Source organism: Desulfuromonas versatilis, assembly GCF_019704135.1.
GTDB classification, from domain to species: domain Bacteria; phylum Desulfobacterota; class Desulfuromonadia; order Desulfuromonadales; family NIT-T3; genus Desulfuromonas_A; species Desulfuromonas_A versatilis.
Genome location: NZ_AP024355.1, coordinates 2,230,352 through 2,243,544, shown reverse-complemented (window position 1 = coordinate 2,243,544; position 13,193 = coordinate 2,230,352). Strand labels below are relative to the sequence as shown.

At 63.1% G+C, this 13,193-nt stretch carries 13 protein-coding genes; 4 read left to right on the top strand and 9 right to left on the bottom strand.

The annotated features are described in order from the left end of the window. Window positions 1-16: 16 nt before the first annotated feature. The 9 genes from DESUT3_RS10045 to DESUT3_RS21135 all read right to left on the bottom strand — a co-directional run bounded on the left by DESUT3_RS10045 (window position 17) and on the right by DESUT3_RS21135 (window position 9,076). Window positions 17-322, bottom strand: a complete 306-nt coding sequence (locus DESUT3_RS10045; protein ID WP_221252344.1) for an MTH1187 family thiamine-binding protein — start codon at window positions 320-322, stop codon at window positions 17-19. 223 nt (window positions 323-545) lie between these two features. Further along, entirely contained in the window at window positions 546-2,000 is a 1,455-nt protein-coding gene (pyk, locus tag DESUT3_RS10040; protein WP_221252343.1) for a pyruvate kinase, read from the bottom strand. A 117-nt stretch (window positions 2,001-2,117) separates the two neighbouring features. Continuing rightward, window positions 2,118-3,482 (bottom strand): glycerate kinase type-2 family protein, encoded by a 1,365-nt coding sequence (locus tag DESUT3_RS10035; protein ID WP_221252342.1) that lies wholly within the window; start codon window positions 3,480-3,482, stop codon window positions 2,118-2,120. Between the two features lie 23 nt (window positions 3,483-3,505). Beyond that, window positions 3,506-4,156 carry a tetratricopeptide repeat protein gene (locus DESUT3_RS10030; RefSeq protein WP_221252341.1) on the bottom strand — a complete coding sequence of 217 codons (651 nt, stop codon included), beginning with the start codon at window positions 4,154-4,156 and terminating at the stop codon, window positions 3,506-3,508. 111 nt (window positions 4,157-4,267) lie between these two features. Then, on the bottom strand, window positions 4,268-5,599 hold the full coding sequence (locus DESUT3_RS10025; protein ID WP_221252340.1) for a GntP family permease: 1,332 nt from the start codon (window positions 5,597-5,599) through the stop codon (window positions 4,268-4,270). A 267-nt stretch (window positions 5,600-5,866) separates the two neighbouring features. Next, window positions 5,867-6,586, bottom strand: a complete 720-nt coding sequence (locus tag DESUT3_RS10020) for a FadR/GntR family transcriptional regulator (RefSeq protein ID WP_221252339.1) — start codon at window positions 6,584-6,586, stop codon at window positions 5,867-5,869. A gap of 412 nt (window positions 6,587-6,998) precedes the next feature. Further along, complete coding sequence (locus DESUT3_RS10015; RefSeq protein ID WP_221252338.1) at window positions 6,999-7,175, bottom strand: PLDc N-terminal domain-containing protein; 177 nt, start codon at window positions 7,173-7,175, stop codon at window positions 6,999-7,001. 38 nt (window positions 7,176-7,213) lie between these two features. Beyond that, window positions 7,214-8,569 carry an FAD-dependent oxidoreductase gene (locus DESUT3_RS10010; RefSeq protein WP_221252337.1) on the bottom strand — a complete coding sequence of 452 codons (1,356 nt, stop codon included), beginning with the start codon at window positions 8,567-8,569 and terminating at the stop codon, window positions 7,214-7,216. A 78-nt stretch (window positions 8,570-8,647) separates the two neighbouring features. Beyond that, window positions 8,648-9,076, bottom strand: a complete 429-nt coding sequence (locus DESUT3_RS21135) for a hypothetical protein (protein WP_264082197.1) — start codon at window positions 9,074-9,076, stop codon at window positions 8,648-8,650. Here DESUT3_RS21135 and DESUT3_RS21315 point away from each other — a divergent pair. The 4 genes from DESUT3_RS21315 (at window position 8,960) to DESUT3_RS09990 (ending at window position 13,186) form a co-directional block, all read left to right on the top strand. Next, window positions 8,960-9,385 carry a hypothetical protein gene (locus DESUT3_RS21315; RefSeq protein WP_404827044.1) on the top strand — a complete coding sequence of 142 codons (426 nt, stop codon included), beginning with the start codon at window positions 8,960-8,962 and terminating at the stop codon, window positions 9,383-9,385. The genes DESUT3_RS21135 and DESUT3_RS21315 overlap by 117 nt on opposite strands. 884 nt (window positions 9,386-10,269) lie before the next feature. Further along, complete coding sequence (locus tag DESUT3_RS10000; RefSeq protein ID WP_225911668.1) at window positions 10,270-11,469, top strand: TolC family protein; 1,200 nt, start codon at window positions 10,270-10,272, stop codon at window positions 11,467-11,469. Between the two features lie 22 nt (window positions 11,470-11,491). Beyond that, window positions 11,492-11,797: a hypothetical protein gene (locus DESUT3_RS09995; RefSeq protein WP_221252334.1), complete on the top strand. Its 306-nt coding sequence runs from the start codon at window positions 11,492-11,494 to the stop codon at window positions 11,795-11,797. Further along, a complete protein-coding gene (locus DESUT3_RS09990; protein WP_221252333.1) occupies window positions 11,798-13,186 on the top strand; it encodes an efflux RND transporter periplasmic adaptor subunit in 1,389 nt (462 codons plus the stop codon). It begins immediately after the preceding gene. Window positions 13,187-13,193: the final 7 nt, after the last annotated feature.

Sequence of the window (13,193 nt, the reverse complement as noted above, 5' to 3'; positions counted from 1 at the left end):
CACCTCGTCAACCCGGTCACCGGTCCAGCTTACTCTGTACCGAGGCCACTTTGCCGGCCATGGTATGCTCGGGGCGGTCGCGACGGTCGTCGATCTTGATCGACGTGGAGACCCGCTGCGCCCCGGCGTTGAAGGGGGATTCGTGCATTCGTCGCAACACGGCGAAGATCTCATCCAGATCCCCTTCGATGATAGTCCCCATGGGGGTGAGCTGATGCTTGAGCCCCGAGGCGCGAATGATCTCCACGCAGCCGGCCACGAACTTCGAAATCCCGATTCCGGCGGTCCCCAAAGGGGTAATGCTGACTTCAACGACGGCCATGAAACTCCTCCTCGGTAGACTTTGTCAACCTTGTCCCATCCTTCGTGGGATTCGCTCCCCTCCCCGCCCCGGTGCAACAACGCCGGTACGGGCAACCCGGCTGCGCAGAACCCCGGAAACGTTTCCCCCGGTCAAAACGGTGCCCGCCGCCGGCGAGCTGTGGGCCGCCCGAGACCAAACCTGCCTTGCATCTCCCAGGGTATGCCCCCTCGCCAGTCAGGGATCAGTTGAGGTCTTTGGGATAATACCCCAGGGCGCCGAGGCGGTGAACCTTCAACAGGTTGGTGGTGCCGGGATCGGACAACGGGCTTCCCATGGTGATGACCACAAGTTCGCCTTGCTCCAGCACCTTGGAGGAGAGCACCGCGTCCTCCACCGAGCGGATCTGCGCTTCGGTATCCCCCTCGATATCGACCCGGATGGAGCGCACCCCGGCGTAGAGGGCCAAGCGGCGGCGTACCGCCTGCGACGGGGTGACCGCGTAAATCGGCATGCTCGGCCGGTACTTGGAGACCAGCGCCGCGGTGCTGCCGGTCTGGGTAAAGGCGAGGATCGCCTTGGCGCCCACCGCCTCGGCCATGCGGCAAGCCCCCTGGCCGATGGCTTCGGTGACATGGGGAACCCCGCCGATCTCGGAAACGGGCTGAAAGACCTTTTCTTTGAGCTGAGGATCGCCTTCCACGTCGAGGGCGACCTGCACCATGACCGACACCGCCTCAAGGGGAAATTTGCCGGAGGCCGTTTCCGCCGAGAGCATCACCGCGTCGGTGCCATCCAGGATGGCGTTGGCCACGTCCGAGGTCTCGGCACGGGTGGGACGCGGATTGGTCACCATGCTCTCCAGCATCTGGGTAGCGGTGATCACCGGTTTGCCTGCTTCGTTGCACTTGCGGATGATCCGCTTCTGGATCAGCGGCACCTTCTCCGGCCTGATTTCCACGCCCAGGTCGCCACGGGCCACCATGATGCCGTCTGCCGCCTCGAGAATGGCAGGAAAATTGTCCACCGCCTCGGGTTTCTCGATCTTGGCGATGATCTGCAGCCCCGCCTTGTTCCGCACCAGCATGTCCCGCAGAGCGAGCACGTCAGAGGCCTGGCGGATAAAGGAGAGCGCGACGTAATCGAGCCCCTGTTCGATGCAAAAGGCGAGATCCTCTTCGTCCTTGGGCGTCAACGCCGGCGCGGAGACGGCGACGCCGGGGAGGTTCATCCCTTTTTTGTCCTTGAGAACCCCGCCGCTGACCACCCGGCAGCGCACCTCGGTTCCCCCGGAGGAAATCACTTCGAGTTCCATCAGCCCGTCGTCGAGCAAAATCCGGTTGCCGGCTGTCACGTCCCCCGGAAGTTCCCTGTACTGGGTGGGGACGAGGCGCGCCTCTCCCAGCACCTCGCGGGTGGTCAGGGTGATCTCCTCGCCCGCCACCAGTTGCAGGGCCCCGCCCTGCATCACTCCGGTACGGATCTTGGGCCCCTGCAGGTCGCCGAGGATGGCCACCGCCCGCTGGTGCAGTTTCGAGAGGGTGCGAATGTGGTCGATGATCGCGGCTTTGGCCCCGTGATCGCCATGGGAGAAGTTGAGACGGAATACGTCGACGCCGGCTTCCAGCAGGGCATTGAGCATCTCCTTGCTCTCGCAGGCGGGCCCCACGGTGGCGACGATCTTGGTACGACGAAACATGGTGTCGGCTCCTGTCGGTTCCTGGAAACCAGTCCTCCCCAGGCTCTGGGAGGGCGTCGGACTTTACGGACCAAGCAGCCGAAGTTGCAGCCGGCCCATGGATTGTCCGACAGCCTCCTAGATAATGATCGCGATCTGCAGATCGCAGACGTTGGTGTTGGTCGGCCCGGTTTTGAACAAGCCCCCCGTCTTCTCGAAAAAATGGTAGGAATCGTTGTTGTTCAAGGCGTTGGCCAGGCAATCGCCCTCCAGCGCCCAGGTTTGCCGCAGGACCTCCTCATCGGCGAAGGCCCCTGCCGCATCGGTGGGGCCGTCGTTGCCGTCGGTGGAGGCGGCCAGAAAAAAGACCCTCCGCCGCCCTTCTCCCCAGGTTTTCAATTCGTCGAGAAAGGCCAAGGCCATCTCCTGGTTGCGCCCCCCCTTGCCGTTTCCGCGCAGGGTCACCACCGTCTCCCCGCCCAGCAGCAGGCAGGCGGGTTTTGCGGCCAACATGTCACTGACCACCACATCTTTGGCGATGTCGGCTATCACCTTGGCCGCGTGACGGGCCTCGCCGGCCAGTTGCGAAGTCAGGGCGCGAACCTCGAACCCGAGGGACGCCGCTTTGGCGGCGGCAGCGAGCAGGGCCTGGCGGTTGGTGCCGATCATCACGTTGTCGACCCGCTCCAGGCAGGAGGCACCGGCCTTTACCGTCTCAGGAATCCGGCCCTGGGCCCCCAGTTCCAGGGCCCGCAGCACCTGGGCAGGAATTTCGGTTCGCAACCGGTAGCGATCGACGATCTCCAGAGCCTGGGCGTAACTGGTGGCGTCGAAGGTGGTCATGCCCGAGGCGATGCTCCCCAAATCGTCGCCAACCACGTCGGAAAGGATCAGGTTGAGGCTGCGGGCCGGCTGCAGCATCTGCAGCAGTCGCCCCCCCTTGATCCCCGAGATGTGTTTGCGCACGCAGTTGATCTCCTGGATATCCGCCCCGCAACGCAACAGGGCGCTGGTGGTGCACTGCTTGTCGTCCAGGGAAAGCTCGACCAGGCCGCCGGAGGTCGCCCCGTCCATCGGAAAGGGGAGCAGGGCCGAGCCGCCGCCGGAGATGCAGTTGATGACCAGGGTCTGGGCATCGGCGGCGCGGGCCAGTGCCGCAATGCGCCGGGCCGCGTCCACCCCGTTCCGATCCGGCACCGGGTGCCCCGCTTCCACCATCTCCGCCCGCCGCAGGTCGACGGTGTGACCGTACTTGACACAGACCAGGCCGCTCTCGATCCGGTCGCCGAGAATCTCCTCCACCGCCCGGGCCATCGGCCCCGAGGCTTTCCCCGCCCCAAGGAGCAGGATCCGCCGGTAATCCCCAAGCGGCACCTCGAGATGGTAGCCCTCCATGGCCACCACCAGCCGGTCCCCCTCGACCCTCAGGTGCCGGGTGATCATCCGGTAGGGGTCCACCCGCTCGAGGCCGGCCTGAAAAATTTCGCTCAGTTGTCTTCTCATCTCTTCCGGTTCGGGGTATGCCATCACAGCCCCCGCTGCTTGGCCAGGTAGGCCAGGTTTTTCTTAACCATGGGCAACTCGGCGATCTTGTCCGCCATCTGAAAATACTCCTGGGCGCTCGCATAATCCTTTTTTGCCAAACGGATGGCGCCCAGGTTGTTCATGGCCTGAAAACTCGTCGGATCCAGCCTGGTGGCCTCTCTGAACAGTTCCTCCGCCGCATCGTACTCCCTGCGCAGCATATGCGCGTCCCCCTGGTCGATCAACCCTCTGGCATGGCGGGCCTGAGCAAAGCGCTCCGGGCTTCCGCAGATGGCCAAACGCAGTGAGCAGAAATTGCGCTCACTGGGCGAATCGGCCTGCCCCAGGGCTCGTTCGTAGTGCTCCCGGGCAGCGGCGCGTTCGCCTTTAAGATAAGCGGCCTCGGCCATCGCCTTGACCAGAGGGAATGTCTCCCCGAAGAGGTCGGCCTCCTGCCGGAAATACCCAAGGGCGGCGTCCCATTGGTTGCCGGCCAGCAGCGCCAGGCCGAGATTGAAACGCCCCCCGCGGCGGCCGGGGGCCAGGGCGATGAGTTTTTCAAAGGCCGCCGCGGCCTTGTCGAACTGCGACAGGGCGAAGGCATTGAAGGCGCTACGCTCCAGCAGTTTGATTCGCAACTTGCCGAAAATCATTGGTGCTCCCGTCCGTACTGGATGTCCGGTCCCGAGGGGGAGGAGGTCCAACCCCCTCCCCCTCTTATTTTACCCCGGTTCCCCGCTCCCTTCAGTGCTTGGCAGGGGAAGTTAAAAAATTGCCGAAATCAGGGCGACGGAAATGATGGTGGTGAACCCCAGAATGGCCGTGGCGGAGGTAAAGGTCTTGTAGGCCGTGGGAGTGTCCATCCCCGAAAACTGGGAAACCACCCAGAAATAGGAGTCATTGGCATGGGAAACCGTCATCGCCCCGGCGCCGATGGCCAGCACGGTAAAGGTCGGGTCGAGCCCGAGACTGCCGAGCAGCGGCGCCATGATCGAAGCGGTGGTGATAATGGAGACGGTGGACGAACCCTGCGCCGTCTTGATGGCGGCGGCGATGATGAAAGGGAGGAAAATGCCCAGGTGCATCGTGGACAGACTGGCGCCGAGGTAATCGGAGAGCGGCGAACTCTTCAGAATTTTGCCGAAGGCCCCGCCGGCGCCGGTGATGGCGAGGATCAGGGCGGCGTGCTGCACCCCTTCGCTCATCCACCCCTCGACGGCCTGCTTGAACTGGTGGGGCTTGATCAGGGTCAAGGCGATGGGGATACCCAGCATCAGGGCCGTGACCGGATCGCCGATGAACTGCAGCACTTCGCTCAACATCCCCTCGCCGAAGGGGTGAGTGGGATAGCTGGCGATCGACTTGAGCAGAATCAGCAGGATCGGGATCAGAATGGGGAGGCAGGAATGAAAGCCCCCGGGCAGGTTGCCGTAGCGCTCCACCAGGGTCTCGTAGGATTCAGTCCCCTCGGGCTGAATGTCGTAGCGCTTGGCGAAAAACACCGCCCACAGATAGCCGGCAATCATCCCCGGTATGGAGACCAGCAGGCCGAAGCCGATGACCCGCCCCAGGTCGGCCCCCAGCACCCCGGCCGCGGCGATCGGCCCCGGGGTGGGCGGCACCAGGCAATGGGTGGCATAGAGTCCGGTGGCCAGGGCGATGGCCATGGTGGCCATGGATTTGCCGCTTTGCTTGGCCAGCGCCTTGTTCAACGGGGTCATGATGACGTAGCCCGAGTCGCAGAACACGGGAATCGACACCACGTAGCCGGCGATGCTCATGGCCAGCGGGGAGCGCTGTTTTCCGACCACCCGGAGAATCCCCTGGGTCATGGCCAGCGCGGCCCCGGTATTTTCGAGAATGGTCCCGATGATGGTCCCGGCGACGATGACAATGCCGATGTAACCAAGGGTACCGCCGAAACCGTCGCGGATATTTTTGACGATTTCAGGCAATGGCATCTGCACCAGCAGGCCGAAAATGAAAGCGACGAAGATAAGCACCACAAACGCGTTGGCTTTGAACTTGGACGTCAGGTAGATGATAAGCCCGACACAAAGAGCCAGAAAGATAACCGCCATTCCTCCGCTGACCATTGTTGCCTCCTTTTTTTGAGCGTTGATGCGCGGGTTGTCGATATGGGCCCAGGACCCTCATTTTTTACGGCACCGGCACTCCGGTAACGCTCGAAAGGGCCCAGCACCCATTCGGTCGGCCTATGGGCTACTGGTACTACCAGTAGAAAAAAAGCTCTGTACTAGTATTGCACCTGAATCCAGTAAATGCCGGGAATCCCCCCAGCATTGCTGGACCCCTCGGTGTCCCTCCCCGCCAGGGGGAGGGAACGGTTGAGAAATGACCGCCTATTCTTGGATGTCCAGACCCGATTTCTTCAGGTCGGCAACGGCGTTCTCCAGGTGTTCCCGCGTCAGCCGAGCGGCCTCATGAGGGTCTTTGTTTTCGATGGCCTGCAGCAGCGAGGCGTGCTCCCGGATGGTTTTGTCTGCCCGCCCCGGGGCCCGAAGACTTGCTTTCCACCCCTCGATGACCGACTTGTTGAGGGTCTCCATGGTCATGGCCAGCAGCTTGTTTTGGGTGGCCTGGGCAATCAGCTTGTGAAACTCGGCATCCACCTTGATGGAACCCGTCAGATCGCCGTCGGCCACCTTCCGGCAAAACGCCTGGTGGGTTTCGGCCAGCTCCCGCAACTGCTCCGGGGTGATGCGTTTTGCGGCCAGGGCTGCCGCATTGGGTTCAAGAAACAGCCGGACCTCGAAAAAATTGGCGAGGATTTCGTTGCGGTCCGCCAACCACAGCGAAAAAGGGAGCCGGATGTCCCCTTCGAAATCCTTCACGAACGAGCCGATTCCAGGTCGTGACTCCACATACCCCTTGATTTCGAGAATCCGCAACGCCTCGCGCACCGCGCCGCGGCCGACGCCGAGCATCTCCATCAACTGGCGTTCTGAGGGAAGCTTGTCGCCCAGGTTCAACTTCTGGGCCCGAATCAGCTCCTCGATCTGGTTGGCCACCTGCTCGGATATACGCGATCTGCGAATAGGATCAAGAAGTTTCGCGCTCATACCACCTCATGGCTAGAGGGTTACTGGTCCTACCAGTTCATAAATCCTAGGTGGAAACGCCAGGACTGTCAAGAAAACATAAAACAGTTTGACGGAGCATTTTACGATGACAGGAGGCCGATCGCTCCCAGGCCAGAGTTGCGGTGGCCCGCCCCCCATACGTGTCCGCCAGACGAACGGCCTCACGCTTGAAATCTGGATCGTATTTGCGATGACTGCTCATGAACACTCCTCCTGATCCCATTAGGGTAGCTGGTGTGTCCGTTAAAGTGAAGATAGCTCAGACACAGCAGACGAATGCGATTACCGGCAGTATTCTCCCCCCTCCCCCACCGAGGGGCGAGGGAAATTGCCGACGGTGCCCGGGCTTTTCTGGAGCGAAGCGTTGATCCAAATGAGGGCACGGGCAAGTTCAGACCTTTGCCACCTTGGGCCCCAGAAAAAACCAGAGAACCAGCCCAAGCACCGGGAGCAGCAAAATGACCAGGGTCCAGAGCAGCTTGGTCGTGCTGGGCGCCGGGCTCTGCAGGGTTTGGAAAATGGCGTACAGATCAGCCGCGAAAATGATCAGTCCGAAGATGAATCCCATCGCTGTCTCCTTGGATATATCGACCGGGCCTTGGGGCGTCAAAGTTTGTTCAATACCTGCCGGGCCGCCGTCTGCACCGGATCCCAAACCGGGGAGTACGGGGGCGCGTAGGAGAGATCGAGGTAGATGAGCTGCTCGATGGTCAATTCCGCATGGAGCGCGGTGGCCAGAACGTCGATGCGCTTGGCGGCGCCTTCGATACCGACGATCTGGCCGCCGAGCAGCCGCCCACTCCCCTTTTCGGCCCAGAGCTTTACCGTGACCGGACCGCCGCCGGGGTAGTATCCGGCCCGGGTTTTACTGGTGATGGTCGCGCTGACCGCCTCGAGACCAATCTCCCGGATCTCCGTTTCCTGCAGCCCGGTGCGGGCCACTTCATATTGACAGATTTTGCTGACCGCGGTCCCGACGACCCCGGGAAAGGTCGCGTAGCCGCCGGCGAGATTGATGCCGGCCACCGTCCCCTGCTTGTTGGCCACGGTCCCCAGCGCGATGTGCACGGGGCGTCGGGAAACCCGGTGAAAGGATTCGGCACAATCCCCGGCGGCCCAGATGTTTTCCAGTTGGGTCTGCTGCCTCGGGTTGACGGGGATGGCTTTGCGGGCCCCCAGGGCAATGCCGGCCGCTTCGGCCAGGGCGCTGTTGGGCCGGGTGCCCATGCCCAGCAATACCAGTTCAGCAGGAAGGGTGCGCTGCTCCGTCACCACCCCACGCACCTTCCCCTCGCGGGTTTCAAACCCGGTCGCAGCCTCCTCCAGAAACAGCGCAACGCCGATCTCGCGAAGCGCATCGGAAAGCAGTTTGCCCATGTCCGGATCGAGGGTCCCCATGACCTGCGGCCCATGCTGAACCAGCGCCACCTCCAGCCCCAGACGGATAAACGCCTCGGCCATCTCCAGGCCGATATAGCCCCCGCCGACGACCACCACCCGGCGCGGGGAGAGCCGCTCGAGGGCCCGGCGTACCCGCAACCCGCTCTCCAGGGTCGAGAGACCGAAAATCCCCTCCGCGTCGGCGCCGGGCAGGCTGGGGCAAAACGGACTGGCACCGGTGGCGATCAACAGCTGATCGTAGCTTTCCCAGCGTTCCGCTTTCCCCTCGAGGTCTGCGACCCGCACCCGGGCCTTTTTCGGGTCGATCTCGGTGACCTCGTGGCGGATGCGGGCGTCGATCCGGTATTTTTCCCGGAACTTTTGAGGCGAGCGGGCGATCAACGGCTCCACGTCCTCGACCACTCCGCCGATGTAGTAGGGCATGCCGCAGGCCGAATAGGAGGTGTGGGGACTGCGCTCAAACACCAGGATTTCGCGCCCCGAATCCTCGCGCCGCACCTTGGAGGCGGCGCTCATGCCTGCTGCGTCGCCGCCGATGACGACCAGTTTTTCCCGTGCCATGTTTCTTCTCGTCCGCACACCGGAGCCGTTCCGATCGGCTTCTGTTCTTCGATCTTGGATCCGGCCTAGTCCGGTTGGTCAATTGCCCGCTGAATGCCTTATCACCCCCAGCTTATCGAACATCGGACAATTCACAATTGCAGACAAAGAGAACCCGCCTGCACGGCTGGGGAACAGGGGTTTTTCAGTATCCTTTCCAGAGCAGTCCTTCAGGAAACGCCCTCGCCGGGAAGGCTCCTCAATAGGCCCATCCACAATGCGAACATCGCCCCGACCTGCAACAAGGTCGCCATGCTTGAGGAGCTGCAGAAGCAAGTCCAGGGCGAGCTGGCTGAACTGCTGGAGATCGCCCGGCTCGGCCCGAAGCGGGTCGCGACCCTGCATCGGGAACTGGGCGTCGAGAACCTGGAAGATCTGGCTGGGGCTGCCCGCAAGCACCAGGTCCGGGACCTGAAGGGTTTTGGGGAGAAGATGGAGGAGAAGCCCCCCCAGGAGCTGGAACGCCACGCAAGGGCACAAACGCGCACCAAGCTCGCCGCGGCTGAACGGTTGAGCGGCCCGCTGCCTCGGCTCCAGTTACCTGGCGATCACCGAGCACAGCCGCGCAGTCACCGTGGCCAGGGGCCTGGACCGCAAACGCCTGGAGCAGCAGCTCGACCAGATCGACCGGCTCACCGGAAACTACCCGGGATTTCGCCTCCTCAAGGGCGCTCAATGTCTACTGCATCAGGGTGGGTGGTTTCCCGTGACGCGGTCTGTGGTTTCCCAGGCAACCAGCTCCAAGAAATGAAGCTCCAAGACGACCAACGGCCTTAGCGTTTTCCCGGTGTGTTTTGGGGTGACCGGCAGGGTCTTTGTTTTCAGGACCCCCAGCAACACCCATCGAAAAAAAAGAGTCTCAGTGTTGCTTTTTCAGGGGCACCCGGATTAAACTTTGAACCCAGGTATGAAAATCATGACCAGATCCCCATTACATCATCTGATTCTACTGGCCGTTTGCTTCGTCCATCTCTTCGTGGGGGGCGGAATGGCTCAGGGTTTCTCCTGGTGCTTCGGCTCCGAGGGAGGGCCGCGCCTGGAATACAACCCCCAGGGGCGCTGCGAGAAGACCGATCCCTGCAAGGAAGAGGGGTCAGAGCATGGTCATGCTGACAGCCATGACTCTCCAGGTCTTGAGATCGCACCAGGTGCGGAGTGCTTCGACCTTCCCGCGTTCACGCAGAATGTTCACCCCGTTTCGCGGTTTTCAGATGAGGCGGGTTTTTCGACTCCCGCTACCCCTCCGGTCCATTCCCCCTCGGGTTTCTCCCTTTTTCCTCTGCTGGAAGTGGTCCCGGGATTCCGCCCGCAACCGCCTCCCCCGCAACAGCCAACCCTTGCTTTTCTGCGCACCGTTGTCCTGAGAAATTGATACCTCTCCTTCGCCTTTCCTGGGCGACCGACGGGTTTTCGCCCGTCACTGATTCCTTTTTCTTGCAGCGTTAAATCCATATTCCAAGGACCCAAGGTCCCTTTTTCGACGCCTCGGGCCAGTCCTGCGTCGATGACGTGGCCCCCCTAGCGGCTGGGGACCTTTCGTGCGGCGCCCGCCAGGCCCTGGGTCCTCTTAAAAGACTAGCCTTCGGATGTCGACCCTACCCGGGCGGCTTCCCGAAAGAACTGGAGATTGATCGGAGATGAAGCGTTTCTGGTTTTCTGTCTTGCTCCTGATTTTCTCGCTCCCGGCGCCAAATGCTGCGGCCGAGACGGCCTTGACTCAGGCCCGGGTCCTGGAGCTGGCCGCTTCGGCCGCCTTGGAAGTTCGCCTTTCCTCCACCCAAATCGAGGAAGGGGAGGCCAGGCTGGCCGGCGCCAAGGTGCGCACCCTCGAAAATCCCCAGCTGGAGTTGGAGGCCGGTCCCCGCAGTGCCGAGGAAGACGACGTCGACTTTGGCGTGGGGCTCGAGATTCCCGTGGAATTGTGGGGCCGGCGCGACAAACGCATTGCCGTCGCCGAGGCGGAGCTTCAGCGGGAGAAATGGTTGACCGGCGAGGCGCGGCGTCAGGCGGTGAGCGCGGCGGTCGGCGCCTATTACCGGGTTCTCCATGCCCGCAAGGGGTTGGAACTGGCCCGCGAACGGAAAGCGCTCGCCGAGGAACTGCTGCGCATCGCCACGGATCGTTATCGCGCCGGGGATGCGCCCCTGTTCGAGGTAAATCTCGCCAGAACCGAGACGGCCAGGGCCGCCAGCGAGATCGCATCGGCGCAGGGACGTTTGGCCCAGGCGCGAGCCGCCCTGGAACAAAGCCTCGCCTTACCCGCCGGGGGCGATTTTCAGATCGAGGGCGACCTTGAAGATCGAAGTTTCTTCGACCGCTTTCACCTCGACCCGGCCATGGCCTCACGCCCCGACCTTCTCGCGGCGCGGGCCGAGGTGGAAGCCGCGGATGCGGACATCGCCCTGGCCAAGGCCGAACAGCGCCCCGATCTGGCCTTGCGGCTGAGCTACCACCAGGAGGGGGACGAGAAGGTGGCCCTGGCGGGGGTGGCGGTCGGACTGCCCTTCCTGAACCCGCGCCGCGAGGCGCCTGTCCGGGAGGCCATGGCCAGGAGCCGGCGCGCCAGAATCGTCGCCGAAACCAAGGAAGCGGTGATTTCGAGTCAGATCGAAGGGGCCCGCCTCGCCTACCAGGCGGCGGTAGAGGCCGTCCGCGAAATGGAGGAGGTCGCGCTGCCCCTGCAGAGCGAAAACCAGGCCATGGCAACCGAGAGTTACCGCAGTGGCAAGATCGCTCTGGCCACCCTGCTGCAGGTGCGCCGCGAGGCCCTCGAGACCCGGAGGGAATATCTCGATCACCTCCTGAAGGCTTCCGAAACCGGCATCGGGCTGGCTTCGGCTATTGGAACCTTTTCCAAGTAAAACACATCCAAGGAGAAACATCATGCATCGTTCCATCCTGCTGTCCGCTGTCCTGTTCGCTTTCGTTGCCGCCTCCACTTTTGGGCCTCTTCCCGTCCGTGCCAGCGACGATCTCCACGCCGCCGAAGGGGCCAAGCCAGGTTCCTACGAGGACTGGTGTGCTGAGCACAAGGTTGCCGAATCCCAGTGCACCCGCTGCGACAAGTCGTTGATCCCGGTCTTCAAGGCCACCGGCGACTGGTGCGAGTTGCACGGCCTGCCCAAGTCCCAGGATCTCAAGTGTAACCCGGACCTCAAGATCGTCCGTCCGCCCAAGCAGGGGGCGTAAATGCGCCGGCTCCTCTGTCTGTTGGCCCTGATGGCTCTCGTCGCAGCCGCCGGCTGCGGCGAGAGCCGCTCGGCAGAGGCTTCGATTCCTGCCCCGGAAGCTGCATCGGCACGGCCCGCCTCACCGCCCTCGAGCCAGGAGGAAGGGATGTGCCGGGAACACGGGGTCCTCGAAGCGCTGTGCACCAAGTGCAACCCGAAGCTGGCAGTCGTCTTCCAGGCCAAGGGAGACTGGTGCGCCGAGCACGGCTTTCCCGAATCGATCTGCCCCCAGTGTCACCCCGAACGAGGAGGAAAGCCCGCGGTGGATGTCAGCATCGACGAGGCTCCCGCCGACGGCACTCTGGTCATTCTGAAGACCAAGGAGGCGGCGAGGCTGGCGGGGATCGAAACCACCCAGGCGCTGCCTGCTGAAGGTCGCGCCGAGCTGACCGTGCCTGTCGTAATCGCCTACGATCCGACGCGGGTTGCGCAGGTCAACGCCCGCTCCCCCGGCGTGGTCAAACGCCTCCATGCCGATATCGGCACCCGGGTGGCGGCGGGCGATCCGCTCGCCGAGATCGAGAGCACGGCGGTGACCGCCGACCAGTCGCAGCTCGCTGCGGCGCAAGCCCGAGTCCGGGTGACGGAAGAGAACTTCCGCCGCGAGGCTGAACTGGAGAAAAGGGGGATCTCGGCCAGAAAAGAGGTCCTCGCCGCCGAACAGGCCTACCGTGAGGCCCTGGCCGACCTGAATGCGCTCAAGGGCTCGCTGAAGATCATGGGCGCGGCCGGCAGTGGCGGCCGCTATACCCTGAAGGCCCCCTTCGCCGGGATCGTCACCCGGCGCAGCGCCTCCCTCGATGAATACGTGGAGACCCAGCCCTCGCTCTTCGAGATCGTCGATACCTCTACCATGTGGGCCGAACTGGCCCTGCCGGAGAAGGATCTCGGGCGGGTGACAACCGGGATGCCCGTGGTCATCACTTTGGGCGCCCTGCAGGGGCAGCAGTTCCGCGGGACGATCAGCTACATCGCACCCCTGGTCGACCCGCGCACCCGTACCGCTCAGGCCCGGGTGCGCCTCGATAATCCCGAAGGGCTGCTGCGGGCGAACATGTACGGCGAGGCCCGCATCACCGTGGGCGGAGCCCAGGCCCTGTCAGAGGTTCCCCGAGACGCCGTCCAGCGGGCCAAATCGGTCAATCTCGTCTTCGTGCGCCTCGCCGAAAACGAGTTCGAGGCCCGACGGGTCGAGATGGGACCGCGCTCGGTCAGCGGTGAAACCGTGCAGCTCGCCTCGGGGGTGCAGCCCGGAGAAGAGATTGTGGTCGCCGGAAGCTTTTTTCTCAAGACCGAAACGCTGGGGGATGCCATCGGGGCCGGCTGCTGCGAAGTGGAACAGAACTAGGAGTTTG

What these genes read in the sequence shown, in the direction of transcription:
- DESUT3_RS09990 (WP_221252333.1), top strand. Translation starts at nt 11,798, where the DNA reads ATGCGCCGGCTCCTCTGTCTGTTGGCCCTGATGGCTCTCGTCGCAGCC.
- pyk (WP_221252343.1), bottom strand. Translation starts at nt 2,000, where the DNA reads ATGTTTCGTCGTACCAAGATCGTCGCCACCGTGGGGCCCGCCTGCGAG.
- DESUT3_RS10035 (WP_221252342.1), bottom strand. Translation starts at nt 3,482, where the DNA reads ATGAGAAGACAACTGAGCGAAATTTTTCAGGCCGGCCTCGAGCGGGTG.
- DESUT3_RS10030 (WP_221252341.1), bottom strand. Translation starts at nt 4,156, where the DNA reads ATGATTTTCGGCAAGTTGCGAATCAAACTGCTGGAGCGTAGCGCCTTC.
- DESUT3_RS10015 (WP_221252338.1), bottom strand. Translation starts at nt 7,175, where the DNA reads ATGGGATTCATCTTCGGACTGATCATTTTCGCGGCTGATCTGTACGCC.
- DESUT3_RS10010 (WP_221252337.1), bottom strand. Translation starts at nt 8,569, where the DNA reads ATGGCACGGGAAAAACTGGTCGTCATCGGCGGCGACGCAGCAGGCATG.
- DESUT3_RS10025 (WP_221252340.1), bottom strand. Translation starts at nt 5,599, where the DNA reads ATGGTCAGCGGAGGAATGGCGGTTATCTTTCTGGCTCTTTGTGTCGGG.
- DESUT3_RS10020 (WP_221252339.1), bottom strand. Translation starts at nt 6,586, where the DNA reads ATGAGCGCGAAACTTCTTGATCCTATTCGCAGATCGCGTATATCCGAG.
- DESUT3_RS10045 (WP_221252344.1), bottom strand. Translation starts at nt 322, where the DNA reads ATGGCCGTCGTTGAAGTCAGCATTACCCCTTTGGGGACCGCCGGAATC.
- DESUT3_RS09995 (WP_221252334.1), top strand. Translation starts at nt 11,492, where the DNA reads ATGCATCGTTCCATCCTGCTGTCCGCTGTCCTGTTCGCTTTCGTTGCC.